This is a genomic window from Fibrobacter succinogenes subsp. succinogenes S85, from assembly GCF_000146505.1.
GTDB classification, from domain to species: Bacteria; Fibrobacterota; Fibrobacteria; order Fibrobacterales; family Fibrobacteraceae; genus Fibrobacter; species Fibrobacter succinogenes.
In genome coordinates, this window is the sequence record NC_017448.1 from 3,500,617 (window position 1) to 3,518,554 (window position 17,938).

General features: G+C 48.0%; 11 protein-coding genes. 9 read left to right on the forward strand and 2 right to left on the reverse strand.

Translation table 11 applies throughout. The features are described 5' to 3' along the window. Positions 1-77: 77 nt before the first annotated feature. Positions 78-677 carry a hypothetical protein gene (locus FSU_RS14420; protein WP_014547087.1) on the reverse strand — a complete coding sequence of 200 codons (600 nt, stop codon included), beginning with the start codon at positions 675-677 and terminating at the stop codon, positions 78-80. Continuing rightward, positions 674-1,639 carry a YihY/virulence factor BrkB family protein gene (locus FSU_RS14425; protein WP_014547088.1) on the reverse strand — a complete coding sequence of 322 codons (966 nt, stop codon included), beginning with the start codon at positions 1,637-1,639 and terminating at the stop codon, positions 674-676. Before FSU_RS14425 ends, FSU_RS14420 begins: the two co-directional genes overlap by 4 nt. A gap of 272 nt (positions 1,640-1,911) precedes the next feature. Between FSU_RS14425 and FSU_RS14430 the strand changes: the two genes are divergently transcribed. The 9 genes from FSU_RS14430 (at position 1,912) to FSU_RS14465 (ending at position 17,875) form a co-directional block, all read left to right on the forward strand. Beyond that, positions 1,912-4,545, forward strand: a complete 2,634-nt coding sequence (locus tag FSU_RS14430; RefSeq protein ID WP_015732314.1) for a rhamnogalacturonan lyase family protein — start codon at positions 1,912-1,914, stop codon at positions 4,543-4,545. Between the two features lie 65 nt (positions 4,546-4,610). Continuing rightward, complete coding sequence (locus tag FSU_RS14435; RefSeq protein WP_244263660.1) at positions 4,611-6,464, forward strand: GDSL-type esterase/lipase family protein; 1,854 nt, start codon at positions 4,611-4,613, stop codon at positions 6,462-6,464. Between the two features lie 137 nt (positions 6,465-6,601). Beyond that, positions 6,602-8,350 carry a GDSL-type esterase/lipase family protein gene (locus FSU_RS14440; RefSeq protein ID WP_015732315.1) on the forward strand — a complete coding sequence of 583 codons (1,749 nt, stop codon included), beginning with the start codon at positions 6,602-6,604 and terminating at the stop codon, positions 8,348-8,350. 463 nt (positions 8,351-8,813) lie between these two features. Continuing rightward, complete coding sequence (locus FSU_RS14445; protein ID WP_014547091.1) at positions 8,814-9,755, forward strand: TIGR02147 family protein; 942 nt, start codon at positions 8,814-8,816, stop codon at positions 9,753-9,755. Then, on the forward strand, positions 9,745-11,439 hold the full coding sequence (locus FSU_RS14450; RefSeq protein WP_015732316.1) for a pectate lyase family protein: 1,695 nt from the start codon (positions 9,745-9,747) through the stop codon (positions 11,437-11,439). The genes FSU_RS14445 and FSU_RS14450 overlap by 11 nt, the downstream gene beginning before the upstream one ends. Before the next feature lie 83 nt (positions 11,440-11,522). After that, a complete protein-coding gene (locus FSU_RS14455) occupies positions 11,523-12,806 on the forward strand; it encodes a serine hydroxymethyltransferase (RefSeq protein WP_014547092.1) in 1,284 nt (427 codons plus the stop codon). 144 nt (positions 12,807-12,950) lie between these two features. Continuing rightward, complete coding sequence (locus FSU_RS14460; protein ID WP_015732317.1) at positions 12,951-13,763, forward strand: fibrobacter succinogenes major paralogous domain-containing protein; 813 nt, start codon at positions 12,951-12,953, stop codon at positions 13,761-13,763. An 83-nt stretch (positions 13,764-13,846) separates the two neighbouring features. Then, positions 13,847-13,978 (forward strand): hypothetical protein, encoded by a 132-nt coding sequence (locus tag FSU_RS16700; protein WP_014547094.1) that lies wholly within the window; start codon positions 13,847-13,849, stop codon positions 13,976-13,978. 297 nt (positions 13,979-14,275) lie between these two features. After that, positions 14,276-17,875 (forward strand): fibro-slime domain-containing protein, encoded by a 3,600-nt coding sequence (locus tag FSU_RS14465; RefSeq protein ID WP_015732318.1) that lies wholly within the window; start codon positions 14,276-14,278, stop codon positions 17,873-17,875. The last annotated feature ends 63 nt before the right edge of the window (positions 17,876-17,938 follow it).

Genomic DNA, 17,938 nt, shown 5'->3' on the forward strand with positions numbered 1-17,938 from the left:
AAAAAAAAGCCCGCGCAGTTCACATACTGCCGGGCCTTCTTTCAGTCTACTTTCTGCCGTCAACTGCGGCTTCGCCGCTATTCCTTAAACGTGAATCTCAGTTCGCCAAACGGGGTGCGGAAATCCTTGTTCTTCAAGTTGTTTTCTTCGATGCCTGCGAACAGCCTGTAACCGCCACCGATAGAAACTTCAAGGAGCTTTGTGACGCGGAAGTTGAACTGTGCCGAAAAGTCAGAAGTGAAGAATGCGTCGTCAGACTTGAATCCGTCTTCGTCGCCCTTGTTCAAGAAGTTCACGCTGCCGCCACCAATGCTAACCGGGAGCGAAATCGAGAACAATCCGCTACGGAAAACGACCGGTTCGGCGAAAAAGCCGTATGAATGGTAGTCGAGCATTTGCGGGTGCCGAACTTTTGGGTTTTTCACGTCACTGAGGATGGTCGAAAAATAAGCGCCAAAGCTGATGTGCGGGTTCAATACAATACCGACGCGGAGGTTCATAAAGATCGTTCCGTCGCGGGCGATAAGGGAGTTACCACCGCTAACGCCCAAAAGTGCGCTCCAATCGGAAGATTCGACTTTACCCGGTTCATAATCTTGTGAACCCTGGAGTTCGGCGTGGGAGCTTACGGCGAGCGAGAGCGCCATGAGGAGAGATGTCAAAAGTTTTGTTTTCATAGTCCGTCCGTGTTTCCTTCCCATCTCCAGTTCTTTGCGCTGACCGCGGGCCAGTGGCAAATCGTCCACACGAGACTGTTGCCGCACAAAATGATGGACCAGACGCCAAAGAGCAGGAAGAGGAATAGTGGAATAAAAGCTAGTGATCCGTAGAAAATGGACATGCGCGTGACCATTGCCGTCTGGATGAGCATCAGAATCTTCACGTAGATGTTGATGGCAAGCCAAGAAAGCAAAGTCGAGAGCATCGACGCTAAGAACAGCTTACGGCGGGTGTAGGGCTTGTGGCCTGCCGGGCGCGCTGGGAGCGCATAAAGCATAATGAAAATCACGAGGAGAGCCGCGATGTGGAATGCCGAGTACCAGAATACGGTGATGAGCGCCTTGATGACTTCCGGCGAAAAGTGGAATCCGTCAACAATGATGACTTTGAGCACGTTCTGCACATGGTTCACGAAACCTGCGAACATGCCGACTACGGCAGCCCCGATGAGGAGGAATGGTGTGTAAATCTTAATCTGGCGAATCAAAGTTCTGGAAGTCTTGTTTTCCCAGACCACGTTGAAATTCGTTTCGAGGCTTCCGAATGCGAGGATAAACGTGACAAAAAGACCGCCTGCACCGATAAATCCGAGCTTTTTGATGGGGATGTGCTCGGCATTTTCGACGATGTCCATGATTTGCTCGGTCGGCCAGTCCAGATTGAGCATGTCAATCACGATGGGGAGGTAGTCCGAAATGAAGTTACCGAACCCGACGGCGAGCGTGATGGAAGTGAGCATGATGAGGAGTGGGACGACTGCCACGAGCGTCGTGTAGGTCAAAGATGCGGCACGGGTCATTCCGTGATAGTACAGGAATGATTTTCCGGTGACAACCATGATTTTGACGAACGTCGGAGAACGGGCTGCGATATGATCGAACAGCCATTCCCACGAAAAATTTTTCCACCAATGCGGCATACTCGTGTTAAATATAGTTAAAGGAACGACTTACGAGAACTTTTGGCGCGTTTCGTTTCGTTTTTTTACGAAAAACTGTACTTTTTGTGGTCGAAATTTCCTAAAAACAGGTTTACTAATGTAGACAAATAATAAATTCCTTTTGTGGACTTTTTCTAGCAAATTATTGTTTGAAAGTTAAAAGTATAATAAAAAATGTGGACTTTTTATTGAAAAGAGATTATATTTGAAAGAAACAAGAGTTTGGTTTTACACCGTTAGGAGCGTTGTATATGGGATATAATCATAATTTTAAGGCTATTTTGGCAAGTTCGCTGTTGGCTGCGGGCTTGGCTGTTCCGTCTTTTGCTGCGCCGCGTCAAATGGAAAACTTGACACGCGGCCTTGTGGCGTCAAATGTGGGCAAGGGAATGCTTGTCAGTTGGCGCTTGTTGGGAACCGACGACCCGGCGACGGAATTTGTCCTCTATCGTGATGGCAAGAAACTTGCCTCGATTGGCAAGTCTGCCGGCACGAGCTACCTTGATGCTGCTGGCACAGCTACCTCCAAGTACACGGTGGCTGCCGTTGTCGATGGCAAGGAGCAATCTCAGGTTGGTTTGTCGCTCGTTTTAGATAAAACGGTCTCCAATAGCGGAAAATCTTTCCCATATAAGACTTTTAAAGTGGAGCCGCCTGCAGCACAGACTATGCCGAACGGTGAAACGTGCACTTACGTTCCGAACGATATGAGCACGGCTGACCTCGATGGTGACGGCGAATATGAATTGGTTCTCAAATGGGATCCGTCTAACGCTCACGATAACTCGCAAACGGGTTATACGGGTACCGTGTTTATTGATGCCTACAAGCTGAATGGCAAGCGCCTTTGGCGCATTGACCTCGGCAAGAATATCCGCGCAGGTGCGCACTACACGCAGTTCCAGGTATTTGACTACGACGGCGATGGCAAAGCCGAAATGATTGTGAAGACTGCCGACGGAACGATTGATGGTACGGGCAAGGCTGTGGGCGACAAGTCCAAGGATTATCGTGACGGTAGCGGCCTTGTGCTTAAGGGGCCGGAATACTTGACCGTTTTCCGCGGTGCTGATGGCGCTGCGGTTTCGACGGTTGATTTTGTGCCGAGTCGAGACATCAACCAGCATGTGAAGGGCAAGGATGGCAAGGGCTACTGGGGCGACAACTACGGTAACCGTTGCGAACGCTACCTGGCTGCGACTGGCTACTTGGATGGCGTCCATCCGAGTGCAATTTTTGCACGTGGTTATTACACGTCTGCTTATGTGGTTGCGTATGATTTTGATGGCAAAACATTGAAGCAACGCTGGTACCACAAGTCTGAAGACCCGGGCAAGGGTCTCTATGGCGAAGGAAACCACAGTCTTCAGGCGGCTGACCTCGATGGCGATGGTTATGATGAAGTGTTTTTCGGTGCTGCAGCCTTGAATCACGATGGCACCCTGCGTTACCGCACTGGCCTTGGTCATGGCGATGCCCACCATATTGCCGATATGGATCCGGACCGTCCGGGGCTTGAATCCTGGGATGTGCATGAACACAAGGATGCCAAATATACCGATGAACTTCGTGCAAACGATGGCACGATTATCTGGGGAACGCCTCAGCCGAATCCTGGCGTAGACAACGGCCGTGGCATGGCTGCTGACGTAGATTCTACCCATCGCGGTTACGAAATGTGGTCTGCGAAGGGCGGTGGAATGTTTACTGTAAAGCACGAAAGAATCGGTTCTCCGGCTGTTTCGCAGAATTTCCGCATTTATTTTGACGGTGACCTGCAGGATGAACTCTTGGATGGCGCCTACGTGACCAAGTTCAATTCTAAGGATATCAAGGCAGAAGTTTACTTTGATGGCCCGACGGCGCTTGGTGTAACGGGTTGCAATGGCACCAAGAATACGCCGAGCCTCGTGGCAGATCTCTTCGGCGACTGGCGCGAAGAACTGGTGGTGCGTAGCGAAAAGGACCCGACCACGATGTACATTGTCTCGACTCCGGTGACATCTCCGTATCGTCTTTACACGCTGATGCACGACGCCACCTACCGCACGGCAGTCGCTTCCGAAAATACAGCTTACAACCAACCACCGCATCCGGGATACTTCTTGCCCGATATGGCGAAATCTCTCAAGCAGCCGGATATTTACGTGGTCGGTGAAAATGTCGTAGTGCCGGTCGATACGACTCCGGTTGTGAACGACGGTTTGTCTATGCTCGATGCTTCTACGCCGAAGGATGGTGTGGGGTGGACCGAAAAAACAAACGAAGGGTTCCTCAAGAACGGTTACTTCAATTTTGATAACACACTTTCTAGCTATGGTGTTTGGGAAATCTTCTCGAAGACCGAGGCTAAGACGACTTTGACAATCCGTTACGCCAATGGTGGAAATGCTGATCGTAGCATGGCTGTTAGCGTGAATGGCAAGTCGGCAGGTACGGTTAGTTTCCCGGCTACAGGATGGACAACGTATAAAGAGGCCTCTGTAGATGTGAAGCTGAAGGCTGGCGTCAATACGCTCAAGCTGACGTCGATGACAAGTGACGGTGGCCCGAATGTTGATATGTTCACGTTCGGAATTGACGGCGTAGAACTTTACGATGGAACGCAGGTTGTTGACAAGCCGGTATCGATTGCGCCTCAGTCGTTCAGGCCGAATGTTTATAATCCGGTAACGGGAATCCTCCATACAAATGAAGCAGGCCTTGCTGAAATCTATGCCTTTGATGTGACAGGTAAGCTCGTTGGCGGAATCTCCCGCAATGTGACTGCCGGAACGTCTAAGGTGATGTTTGACCGCGAAATGCTCCCGCGTGGTGCTTACATGATGGTTGTGAAATTGAACGGTCGCGTGATTTCGAAGAGCTTGCGTAAGGCCGCAAAATAACTTGTGTGCTTCCGGGAGTTGCTCTCGGAAGCTTTTGGGATTTTTTAAGAGGTTTTCAAATGGGTATGTTTTCTAAGTTTTGGCAGGGCGTTGTTGCGACTTCGATGATTGCGGCTCCACTTGCAATGGCTAAGGTTACAATTTATATGCTTGGCGATTCCACCATGCAGGACTGGGCTGATGGTTATTATCCCAAACAGGGCCAGGGCCAGGATTTTCATTACTGGTTCGATGTAAACAAGGCGGCAGTGGTGAACCGTGGACAGGGCGGCATGTCGCTTGGTGGCGGCGGTAAGGACAAAAAGGGTAACACCGCGGTCGGCTATTACGACATGTTCTTTAAAAAGGGCTGCTCCAATGGTGGTTGCATTGCGGACAAGTTGCAGGCTGGCGACTATGTCGTTGTCCAGTTCGGAATTAACGACGTGAACTACAGCACGGAAGACTTCTTTGCCTCCAACATGAAAAAGCTTGTGAGCGATGTCAGGGCGAAAGGCGCTTATCCGATTATCATGAGCCCGATTCGTCGCTTGTACTATGATTCTCCAACGCAGATCCATAACAGCTATCGTGGCTACCCGGCTCTTAACCAGAGCCTTGCAACGGAATTGAACGTTCCGTTTATCGATATGAGCGAAATGGTCGCGAACTACATGATTTCTGTGGGCGAACGCTATTCGGCACAGTTTATCTTCAACTATGCTACAAAATCTGAATATAGCAACTTGGGCAGTGACCAGACGGACCAGGTGCATTTACAGATGAATGGTGCGAATGCCTTTGGACGTATCATTACAGAACAGATGCGCGCCCACAAGGATCCGATTGTGAAAAAACTTGGCGACTACATGGCGCCTATGTACCAGGTAGATGTCAAGGTGAGCCCGGAAGGCGCTGCCGAAGCGACTTCTCTTAGCGCTTACTACCCGAAGGGCATGACGGTTATGCTCAAGACCATTCCGAAGTCCGGCAAAAAGTTCTTGGGCTGGTATGACGGTAACGGCAACAAGGTCGGCGCCCCGAGCCGCTCCAATGTAAAGTCTCCGTACATCCACACGTTTGTCATGGGTTCTGCATCGACGCAGTTCACTGCAGTGTATGAAGGCGGTACCGCTCAGAAGTACACGGGCGATGGCAAGGCTTTGACTGCATTCCCGACAACGACCCCGAAGAGCCTTGACGATGTGACGTTTGAACCGTTCACGCCGATTGATGGCAGTCAGGAGACAGAAACCAAGGTGGATAAGGATATCAAGAAATTCTTTGACGCAAGTAAGCCGGATACTGCAGGAATTGGCTGGACCCAAACGGAATGGACTGGCTATATTGGCGATGGCTATTTCAACTTGGATAACACGAACGTGTCGTTTGCAAGTTACAAGGTGAAGTTCCCCGGTGCAGGCTACGTGACGCTTGCTGTGCGTTACGCCAATGGCGGTTCTACAGACCGTATGTTCAATGCCTACCTTGACCACGACTACTATTTGAGCGCCCCTCCGACAGGTGGCTGGGACAAGTGGGATACTGCTTACGTTGTGATGGATGCGCCGCAGGGCGAAGCCGAACTCAAGTTTATGTCGGTGACTTCTGATGGTGCTCCGAACCTTGATGCGTTTGGCTTTAACCTAGATGGTGTCTGCCGTGTTGGTGTGGATTGCAAGGATGCTAAGGATTCAATTCCGACATCGCTGCAAGGTATCAAGATGGCGGCTAGAGCAAAGCTCCTTGGCGATAAGCTTTTGCTTCCGGAACGTGCTGACATAAGCGTGTTCGATATGAGCGGAAGTCTTGTCGTGCGTAAGGCTGTTTTGGCGGGCGAGGTGGATATGTCTTCTCTCGTGCGTACAAACGGAGTTTACCGCGTTGTTGTTCGCCTGGGTCGTGAAAAGCTTGTTGCGACTTGGGCAAAGGTGAAATAGAATTTAGAACTTAGAATTTAGAAGTTTCTAGTTCAGAGTTACAAGTTACTAGAATGTATTAAGAATAAATTCACTATTAACTAATAACTAATAACTATTAACTATTAACTAAGTTCTGTCAACTGGTGCTTACTACTATGAAACGAGTATTCAAATATCTTCTTGCTGCCGCTGTTTTCACAGGTGTCGCTGTAAGCGATTCCACCAGTTTTTCGATTTACGTGGTGGGCGATTCGACCGTGCAGACGTATAAGGATAACGTCTATCCGCAAACGGGCTGGGGCCAGGTGCTTGGGCATTTCTTTGACGCCTCCCGTGTGAAAGTCCTTAACTATGCAATCGGTGGCCGTAGCTCTAGAACGTTCATCGAAGAAGGCCGCTTGGACGAGGTCAAGGGAAAGCTCCAAAAGGGCGACTACCTCTTTGTGCAATTTGGCCATAATGACCGCGACTATTCAAAGGCCGCACGTTATGTGGAACCGTCGAAGTTCTCTGGATTCATCCAACAGTATGTCGATGCTGGCAAGGGCAAGGGCGCCAATGTCGTCCTCGTCTCTCCGATGAACTTGAACGGTAGCCGCAACGTGTTCTCGACGGGCTCTAACAACTACGATGCCCGCGGCATGATGCAGACGGTTGCCAAGAACAACAAGATTCCGTTTGTCGATTTGAACATGAAGTCGTACAACACGTATAACAATACGTACAAAGGTATGGGCGATTATGTGACCCGCTATCTCTACAAAAAGCTGGAAAAGGGTGAATACCCGAATTTCCCTGATGGTGTGAACGATGGTACGACGCACTTCCAGGAAATGGGCTCGATGGGCCACGCCCAGATGATTTGCGAAGAGCTTGCAGATAATCTCAAGTCCAACACGAACCTCTCTGCCGATGCAAAGGCTGCGCTTACGACGCTTGTGTCTGCAATTAAGAAGCGTTATACCATCAAGGTCAAGACGAACCTCTCGAATTACAACGGCCTCATTACGCAGACGCAGTATTTCCCGGCGGGTTCCCCGATGACGCTCCGCGTGACGCCGAATGGCCAGACGTTTGAAAAGTGGGTCGATGATGACTGCAACGAGCTCTCGAAGAACATGATTTATTACGGCTTCAAGACGAAGGCCCGTGACATCACATACACGGCGATGTTCAAGGGCGGTGCCGCTTGCACGCCGATTTCTCATGCTTCGGAAGATTCTTACGAAGAAGGTCCTGGTGGCGGTTCGAGCAGTTCAAGCGGTGAAGTGGAAGTCAAGGAACTTGACGAAGCTCTGTGCTCGCTCAAGGCTGGTACGGATGCTTGGCCGTCAGTGATTGACATGGCGGAACCTGAATTTGGAGATGGCTGGACTGAAAAGAATCATGAAGGCTATACTGGCGGCGGTTTCTTCAATCTTGATAATTCTGCCTACAGCAAGGCCACGTACATGGTGACTTCGGACCAGTCTGCTGAAAAGGCCCGTGTGATGATCCGCTATTCGTTTTCGGGAAGCGCTAATCGCGATATGAAGGTTACGGTAGATAATGGCACCTACGATGTGACATTCAAGTCCACCGGAAGCTGGGACAAGTGGGATACGGTCTATATCGACAACGTCTGGGTGGATGCCTTGGACTTCAAAGTGATTTTACAGTCGGCGACGGCAGATGGCGGCCCGAATATCGACATGATTGCGTTTGATATGAAGGATGTTTATCGTACTGGTTGCAAGGCCGCTCGCGAAAATCAGCAGGGACCTGTTTCGATTGTTCCGACAAAACTTGCGACAAAGCCGCGAGCCAAAGGCATCACGGTCAATGCGCTTGGCCAAAAAGTGCAAAATGTTCGCAATCAGTCGGATTTGCGAAACCTCCCCAAAGGCAACTACTTCCGCTATTAAAAACGAAAATTCCATTTTTCGTTGGATATTACGTGAATATCTTCAAAATAAGCTTGATATTCACGTAAAATTTTGATGTTGTATGTAGTTAAAATCCGCTTGAATGCGGATTTTTGCTTTAAAATGAAAAATTTTGAGCTTTTAAAGCTTAAAACACTGTCTAAAAGGTGGCGAAAGATACTTTTTGCTGAATTTTTAATAAGTTTGTCTGAATTTTTACGTGAGAAAATCTGATAATTCGATATTTTTCACGTAAAAAATGAACTTTTTTAGATTTTTCAAAAAAAATAACACATTTTTTATAACATAATGTGGACATAAAATTTGCAAAACTGTGGACAATAATGTATATTACTATTAGTAACTCTTTCTAATAAAAGGAGATGTCCGATTAAATCGGGCATGACAATCACAAGTTCAGACCTCAAAGGGGCGAACCCCCGACCTCATAGTTTATAGCCTAATGATCAATATTTTTGAATATCTGAATTACCGCGAATTTTTGAAAGACGCCTACGAAGAGCGCCATGCAAGCGATTGGCGTTTTAGCCATCGTTTTATTGCCGAAAAAGCGGGCTTCGATTCATCGATGTTCAATAAGATCTTGCAGGGCAAGCGAAACCTGACCGACCGCATTGTCGATGTTTTTGCGTCTATCTTTTGCAGTGACGAACGCGAAAAAGCGTACTTTGCAAACATGGTCGCTTTTAACCAGGCGAAAACGCATACTGAAAGTCGCCAGTTCTTGGAAAAGCTTGTCGCGTCCAAGGAATGCAAGGTGGAAAACTTGGCGAAGGACCAGTTTGAATATTTTGACCATTGGTACCATGCGGTTGTCCGTGAACTTGTGACTTTTTACCCGTATGTGGGTGACGATGCCGCCTTGGGCCTTATGGTGCGCCCGCCGATTTCTGCAAGCCAGGTCAAGTCTTCGATTGCGCTTTTGGAACGCTTGTCGATGATCAAGAAAAACGAGCAAACAGGATTTTATGAACAAACGCAAGGTCTTGTTTCGAGTGGCTTTGAATCGTACAATACGGCGGTGAACGCTTACATCCAACAGAATCTGGACGTGGCGCAAACGGCGATGGACCGCTTTGATCGCGGTGAACGCAATCTTTCGACGCTTGCGTTTGGCTGTGACGAAGCGACTTATAAAGAACTTGTGGAAATGGTGCGCCGCTTCCGTCGCGAAGTGCTTGCTAAAGTAGGTGCGTGTCAAAAGCCGAATCGCGTTTTCCAGCTCGGCATGCAGCTTTTTCCGCTTTCGGACCCGTATCCGCCACCGCAGAGGCGTGGGCGCAAACGCCGCATTCGCGGTGCCGAAATACAGAATGCTTCTCGTGAAATCACGGATGAATCTCGCGAACCTGCCGAAGTTCAAGGGGGCAATCATGAAAACTAGTTGGATGACGGTTGCTCAAATGCGCTTGTTGGCTTTGCTTGGCGTGATTTCTTTTGGCCTTGTGGCTTGTGGCGATGATGGCAAAGTGGCTGGTGGCACCGAAGCCGAATCGACTATTGCTTTGTATGTTCAAATGGCTGATGGAACGCCTGCGTCTACGGCGCGTGTTCGCATTTTGCCGGACGATTACCTTTCTAGCGGCCCTGCGGAAAATGCTTGGAACGAAACAGATGAGGATGGGCAAGTCTCGTTTGAAGTCCGTAACGGCCGCTATACCATTGAAGCACGTAACGTGAATAAGTCTGAGGCTTCGGGTGCTGTGCATTCAGTAGCTCTTGCCAAATCGGATTCCAAAGTTGATACCATCAAGCTTGGCGAGCTTTCGTCTATCGAAGGCTTTGTGCTGCTTGGGGCATCGCCTGTCGTTCGCGTGGCGGGCATTGATCGCTACGTTGTTCCTGATAGTACGGGCCATTTTGTGATTGATTCGCTTCCGCAGGGGAGTTTTGATGTGCAAATTGGTGAACCTGAAGAAGTCCATTCAACAGTGGTGCAATCCAATGCGGGGGACACTTTGTTTGTGGATGGTTCCGACACTTCATCGACTATTAAAGTGGTGAAGTCAAAAACATCGACGGCAACGGAATATCCCGAAAGCGACTGGAGCGTACACGATGCTTTGCTAAAACAGCTCCAAGGCTATGCCACAGGGACGCTCGGAGCTTCTGGCCGTACCGATAGCACGGGGAAAATTGAAAAGGCCGAAGGCGAAATTTGCATTGTTACGACAACGGATGATTTGATTGACGTGGTGGATTCTTCAAAAGTGGATTCGTTGGGAAATTACGGAACTAAGGTCGCCTTGTCCCAGGGCTCTTTCCGTGAATGCGCCGAGAAGGATACTCCAGTCTGGATTCTCTTTGAAAAAAATGGAACGTACAATTTGCGTTCGCCATTGCGCATAAAGTCTGATAAAACTGTGGATGGCCGTGGCCGCGATGTGCGCATTACGGGCATGGGCATTTTGACTCAGGAATCCTCAAATCTCATTTTCGAGAATTTGACCTTTACCGCACCAGCAATTACGGCACGGGATACGACGAGCCGTCGTGCTCTCTCGATCCACAACCGCACGCATCACGTTTGGGTGGATCATTGCACGTTCGAAGAATACCCGCTCATCGAGGTGGATATCAAGCGCAGTTCGTATGCGGTGACGCTCTCGTGGAATCGTTTTGAAAATGCGCAGACCGGCATTCTGTTTGGTCTTGAACCGGATATCTTTGTGGATACTGCTCAGACGCTTACGATGCACCACAACTACTTTGCGAACATGGAAGCTCGCGGTGTGCTTGCACGTCATGGCAAATTGCATGCGTACAACAATTTCTTTTACGATGTAAAACAGGCCGGAATTGAGTGCACCGATTCTGCGTCCTGCTACATCTCAAACAATGCGTTCAACATCGAAACGCCGGTTGCTGTGTACCGCCTTGAAAACGAAGACGGTACGCCGGACGAATCAACGCTTGGCTTTGTTAAAATGGACGGGAATATGTTTGGCCTTGGAGGCGAGGAACTCGCTGGCGATGCCAATGGCTATGAATTGGATTATACAGTGTTAGTGGAAATCTCGGATGCAGAACTTGCCGCTAGCATCAAGAATGAAGCCGGTCCTCGGTAAAATGTTGGCGTTACTTCCTACTTCCTACTTCTAACTTCCTACTAAATTGCTATATTTGCGGTGCGAACTTTAAAGGAGCTATAATGCTTAAATCTACATTGCAACAGACCGATCCGGAAATCTATAACATCATCCAGAAGGAAGCCGAACGCCAGGAATATGGTATCGAACTTATCGCTTCTGAAAACTACACTTCCAAGGCTGTGATGGAAGCCATGGGTTCTGTTCTCACGAACAAGTACAGTGAAGGTTACGTTGGCAAGCGCTACTACGGTGGTAACGAAGTTATCGACGAAATGGAAGCTCTCGCTATCGATCGTTGCAAGAAGCTCTTTGGTTGCGACCACGTGAACATCCAGCCGCTTTCCGGTTCTCCGGCTAACGCTGCTGTCTACTTCGCCGTTCTCAAACCGGGTGACAAGGTCCTCGGCCTCAAGCTCGACCACGGTGGACACCTTTCTCACGGCCATCCGGTGAACTTCTCCGGTATGCTCTACAACTTCGTGCAGTACGAAGTCGATAAGGAAACGGGTCGCATCGATATGGACAAGGTCCGCGAAATTGCTCTCCGCGAAAAGCCGAAGATGATCCTCGCTGGTTTCTCTGCTTACAGCCGTAACCTCGACTGGAAGCGCTTCAAGGAAATCGCAGACGAAGTTGGCGCTCTCACGATGGCTGACATTTCTCACATTGCTGGCCTCATCGCCGGTAAGGCAATCGAATCTCCGGTGCCGTACTTCGACATCGTGACGACCACGACCCACAAGACTCTCCGTGGCCCGCGTTCCGCTATCATCATGTGCAAGGACCGCACGATCCAGAAGATGGTGAAGGGCGAACTCAAGGAAGTTTCCCTCGCCAAGGAAATCGACAAGGGCGTGTTCCCGGGCATGCAGGGTGGTCCGCATGACCACATCAACGCCGGTAAGGCCGTTGCATTCCTCGAAGCTTTGCAGCCGGAATTCCAGACCTACGCCAAGAACGTCATCAAGAATGCTCAGGCTATGTGCGCTGAAATGCAGAAGCTCGGCTACAAGGTCATCAGCGATGGCACCGACAACCACCTCATCGTTGTCGACATGACTTCTAAGGGCGTTTCCGGTAAGGAAGCTGAAGTCGCTATGGAAAAGGTCGGCATCTCCTGCAGCCGTTCCACGATTCCGTTCGATCCGCGCAAGCCGATGGATCCGTCTGGTGTTCGTCTCGGTACTGCCGCTATCACGACCCGTGGCTTCGATGAAGAAGACACCCGCGAAGTGGCCCGCATCATCGACCGCGCTATCCAGGCTAAGGATGACGATGCCGCTCTCGCCAAGATCCGCGAAGACATCGTCGCTCTCTGCAAGAAACACCCGCTTTATAAGTAATTAGTGGTTGGTGGTTAGGGAATAACCGCTGCGCTTCCTACTAAAGAATTTGCCCTCGGTTAAAAACCGAGGGCTTTTGTGTTTTTTGAATAGCTTGTTTTGTATATTGCGGACAAAAAAACTTCATTTGTAGTGAGTGTTGGAATGAATAATATTTATGCTCTTATTTTGTCTATCGCAATGTTTTTCTTTGCCGCGTGCGGTGAAAGCGACTCGTCTGTGAATCCCGTTGATGACACGGGTTCCTCTCTATCATCTTATGAAAAATCCTGTAGCAGTTCCGCAAAATCAAGTAGCTCTGTAAAACCTAAACCAAGTGAGTCCGCAAAAAAAGTTAATGAAGATTGTGTCTATGATGCGAAGGCGGAAACGCTTAAAGATTTGCGTGATGGACAAACGTACAAAACGGTGAAAATAGACAATCAGATTTGGATGGCGGAAAACCTCAACTACAAAACTGACGATAGCTATTGTTATGACAATAACGATAAATATTGCTCTAAATACGGACGACTTTATACTTGGGCGGCAGCAATGGATAGTGCCAGCGTATTCAGTGAAAATGGCGAAGGCTGCGGTTATGGCAAGAAATGTTCACCAACGTACCCAGTGCGTGGAATTTGCTTTAACGGATGGCATATTCCTGATGCTAGTGAATGGAATAGGTTGTTTGCGATGGCAGACGATTCTATTGGAACAAAACTCAAGTCTGTATCGGGTTGGAGTTTTAACAGTGGAAATGGCACGGATTTATTCGGCTTTTCGGCTCTTCCTGCGGGGCACAGGGATTTTATTGGCGGTTTCTATGGCGATAGTACCGAAGCGTATTTTTGGAGCTCTACAGAACGTGATTGGTATAATGCTCGCTATGTGGGGCTGCAAAAACATAATAGTGAGGGGGCTCGATGGGGGCTCGAAAAGGACAAAGCCATTTCCATCCGTTGTGTTAAAGACTAAATTCTCATTTTGTCAACGATTAACCTAGCGTAAAAACGCCTAATTTTGCAAAATAAGCATATATTCCATACGGGAGATATTGTATGGAATGTTTTAAAACTTCTCTTTGCGCGGCGTTTTCGCTTGCTGTTTCTGCGACATCTGTGTTCGCTGGCCCGATTACAACGGTTCCTTGGAACGGTCATCCGGGGGCGGCCAAACTTGTTTGGACATGACCGAGACCAGCATTTAACGCCGTTGGCGTTCGTGGCTGCGGTTATGCCATATCTGAATACAAGTATTCAGTTGCGTCATAACCTTGCACACTATTGGTACTTGAACGAAGTGAATGTACAAGTAGACAGTGGTTAGGAATTGCTGCTGGACACTGCTGTTGTCATTCTGGAGCCACGCAGTGGCGATAGAATCCAAACAAGTGTTGTCTGTAGAGGACACTTTGCAAAGCTCGCCCTTTTTTTTGTGTGATTTTGTACGCTTCCCGTTTTAGATTTATCCCCAAAAAAGGTGTCGGGATGTTGAAAAAATATGTGTTAGGGCTGTTTCTAGGCATTACGGCTGCTTTTGCAAGCGGCCAACAAAAAACAATTGCTTTCTTTACTCCGTGGTCGAATACGAATGCTGTCCTTTATATGGGCGGCGATTCTGTAGCCACCATGACTTCGCTTGAAAATTACTGCGGGTGGTTCAAGGCTACGGTAGATGCCCCTGAAAGCGATTTCAAGGTTTACTTTAAACAGACCGTCGGATTTAATTATGTCGGCGCCGAAGGCTTGGTCTCGACGGAACCGACTATGGCGACTGAAATTGCGCTTGATTCTGTGGCGGCCCTTTCGGATACGATTTGGGTTCAAGGCTACAAGACGGATGTGCCCGCGCTATTTTCGAAATATCCTGGCGTTCTTGGCGATTGCCCGCTAAAGAAAATTCCTGTGACTGTTTACGACTGGCTTCATGGAACTAAGGGCGATGGAGACGGTAGCGGTAAAAATGGCGACCCGGCAAACGGTGTGAGCGCTGATTTTGGGTCGGGTGGATGCTCTGGCAAATCGAAGGCTGTGACGGGCATGGTCGAATACAATCTCGGTCCAAACGGCGTTCCTGTTCGTGCAAATCCGTTCCCGGAAAACTGCAAGATTACGGATCATTTGGATAGCTGGTTCTTGCCACAGGTTATCGGCATGGATTCTGCGGGTAACGAGTACACCAATATGACTTGCCGCGACCTTTATGTTTCTTTGGACGATGATGGATTTTGGCTTGCAGAAGTGTCGAAAGACCGCATATCGGAAGGCAACGAAAAGAATTCAGATGGCATGTTCCTACTGGATGATTTTGAATATCTCGATGATGCAAAGACCGTTCCGAATCCTTATTTTGACCAACTTAAGGGAACAAAAATCGGCAAGCATAATTTTGGCTATACTGCAAAAATTCAGGCGACCTTTGAATATGTTCCAGGGCAGTATTTTGATTTTTATGGAGACGATGACGTTTGGGTGTTTATTGATAATCGATTGGCTGTAGATATCGGTGGCCAGCACGCCCAAGTGGCGGGTGCCGTGGATCTCGATACGATTGGTCAAAATACTGGGAACAAGCTTGTTCCTGGAAAGACTTATGATTTCCACATCTTTTACGTTGAACGCCATACGGGTTCCTCGAATTTCCGCATGCGCACCTCCATTGACTTGCATGTGGATGCGTCGATTTTCTTGACGTCTGATAATCGCGATGAAGGAAAGCGTTTTGAAATTTGGCAAATCAATAAGAAAAATAAGCTGTCTTGCAATTACGATGCAAATTCAACGGAACTGGATACGATTGGAGGCGTCTCTACGTTTACGCTCACCGGCGGAAATCTTGCAGAACCTGAAATTCTTGATGTCGGAACGCATTACGAAGGCATCGTAATTACAAGCGATTCAACATTCTACATTGACTCGGCGGCGATTGTGTCGAATGTTGCCCTTGCTCCTGGTCATTACTTCTTGGAAATTACGTTGAAGGCTGATCCCAGCCAAAAGACTAAAGTTGAAATTACGGTTCCCTCTTATGCGGTGCCAAGCGTTGCTTTTATGAAGACGGATTGGACTATTCTCGGGAAAAATGTTTCTGGCGATACGGTGCAAATTGGCGAATGGGCGTATGCGACCTATCAAGTGAATATTGCCTTCTTTGAAGAATGGGCGAAGGTCAACAATTACAATCGAAAGATAAATCTATCATTCTCCGATGTGAATATTGATATTTTGGATACTGTGGACGGAAATAAAATCAATGCTGTGAATTTGGATGCAAATGGAAAAGCAACATTCTTTGTCCGTGCTAATGCGCCTGTGTCGGGCGTGACGCTTACGGCGAAGGGTGCTGCTGCAGGTGTGTCCGTGTGGACGGACCTTGTGTTTGCGGCTCCGCCGGTTCCCCGTGTGTCAAATGCCATTGCGATTGACCGAAACGGTGATGGTCGTGCCGATAGTTTGTATGTGCATTTTGATAAATCTCTCAAGCAAAAGAGCAAACTCGATTCTATCCAGTTTACTTTTGGGGAATCGTTTAATACGACCTCCAAGTTTACGATTGTCAATGAAAATGATATTGTAATTACGGCTGAAAACTTGACTCCGCAAAATTGCTCTGGGGATGTGTGCGGCTTTGGAAGCAAGGTCTTTACAGGGGGCACCTCGGACGTTTATGTCGGAAGTTTAAACAATTGGTTTACCTATGAAGACAAAGGAAAGACTGGTCGCTTCTATATGGAAAATGAACCCATTGCTGATGGGGTCGGGCCTGTTATTCTTACGGCTGTAAAATCAAAAAATAATAATGGAAATGTAATGCTCTTGCTTACTTTCAGCGAAACCGTGTCCGATGAATCCAAAAAGAATTTTGTACAAATGTTCGATTTCCTCTGTGTACGTTCAGGAGAAAATCGTACTCCTGAAAATCCGATGCTGCAAGGAGGGGCTGATAAAACCATGTTGCTCATTTACGAGGCGACTGCAAAAGATGCGGTGCTCCCGACTAGTGGTGATCGCGTTCGTTTTACCGTTGATGGAATTGTTACGGACCTTGCACAAAATAAGGCCCATAAAGAGAACCCTTGGGTTGTCATAGCCGGGGATCAGGAACTTTCTCTTGAAAGTCCCAATGTGGTACTGATTGGCGAAGATCCTTATGATATCATCAAGAAGGATTCCGTTACACAGGCTCTGCTTATTCCTAACACAGCGCAGAATGCTCAGGAAATAGGGGATTCTCTTGGCGTTCAGGGAAGTCTTGTCGATTTCGATGTCTCGAAAGTTATGATTGAACAGACTCAGACTGCAGTGAATCATCTTGATGCGTTTATTGAATCTCGAATTGATAATACGGTCCACTACGACACCACCGTTACAAGCATCAGCGAAGAAGAAGCTCTTGTGCAACTTTTTAACGACATCCGTACAGTAGTTGTGGATACGTCTTACGGGTTTAGCGAAGAGACGGTCAACGGGATTTTAGACGGAGCTATAAACGAGGGTAATTATAAATTAATAGTTCGACCGGAAGACCAGGCGCTTATCGCGACGATGGTCGAAGCGAATGTTGATGCGAGCCGCGATACCACCATTGCGATAGATGAAATTTTATCTGTAACGCAGGCAGACTTGTTCGATGCAATTCGACAAGGAAAAATGGATAGAGAACTTTTGCAAGCCGGTGTAAGCCAAGAACTGATTGATGCCATAAAAAATGGCGATGTAAATGAATTCAATATCGGTGAATATCGCAGTGGCGAAAAAACTGTAATTTCGGGTGATGATGTTGAACTTTATTACCATACGCGGTATTTCAGTCACTTGGGAGAATTTGTTGGAGATTATTCCAGTTCAATTAAATGTTCGGATCGTGATTTATATGGAGAAGAAGGTTGCTTAAAAAACAAGGGAAGAATTTTCCTAGCTTGGAATATGCGCTCTAATAATGGCCGTTTAGTGGGCACCGGAGTTTATATCGAACGCCTTGAAATCAAGGTTATCGTGAACGGGAAAAAAAATATACACCAGGTTCGGGATAAATTGATGGGCGTACGCCGTAAAGGTGGCACGTTGTCTCATAAAAATAGTCTTTGAAATTGAAGCATATACAACACCCACAGACTCCAAATGCGCAGACTCGAAAGAGCCTGCGTTTTG

Bases quoted from the DNA above. Each gene is read 5' to 3' on its own strand.
- FSU_RS14420 (WP_014547087.1), bottom strand. From the start codon at position 677: ATGAAAACAAAACTTTTGACATCTCTCCTCATGGCGCTCTCGCTCGCC.
- FSU_RS14440 (WP_015732315.1), top strand. From the start codon at position 6,602: ATGAAACGAGTATTCAAATATCTTCTTGCTGCCGCTGTTTTCACAGGT.
- FSU_RS14465 (WP_015732318.1), top strand. From the start codon at position 14,276: ATGTTGAAAAAATATGTGTTAGGGCTGTTTCTAGGCATTACGGCTGCT.
- FSU_RS14425 (WP_014547088.1), bottom strand. From the start codon at position 1,639: ATGCCGCATTGGTGGAAAAATTTTTCGTGGGAATGGCTGTTCGATCAT.
- FSU_RS14435 (WP_244263660.1), top strand. From the start codon at position 4,611: ATGTTTTCTAAGTTTTGGCAGGGCGTTGTTGCGACTTCGATGATTGCG.
- FSU_RS14455 (WP_014547092.1), top strand. From the start codon at position 11,523: ATGCTTAAATCTACATTGCAACAGACCGATCCGGAAATCTATAACATC.
- FSU_RS14445 (WP_014547091.1), top strand. From the start codon at position 8,814: ATGATCAATATTTTTGAATATCTGAATTACCGCGAATTTTTGAAAGAC.
- FSU_RS16700 (WP_014547094.1), top strand. From the start codon at position 13,847: ATGGAATGTTTTAAAACTTCTCTTTGCGCGGCGTTTTCGCTTGCTGTT.
- FSU_RS14450 (WP_015732316.1), top strand. From the start codon at position 9,745: ATGAAAACTAGTTGGATGACGGTTGCTCAAATGCGCTTGTTGGCTTTG.
- FSU_RS14430 (WP_015732314.1), top strand. From the start codon at position 1,912: ATGGGATATAATCATAATTTTAAGGCTATTTTGGCAAGTTCGCTGTTG.
- FSU_RS14460 (WP_015732317.1), top strand. From the start codon at position 12,951: ATGAATAATATTTATGCTCTTATTTTGTCTATCGCAATGTTTTTCTTT.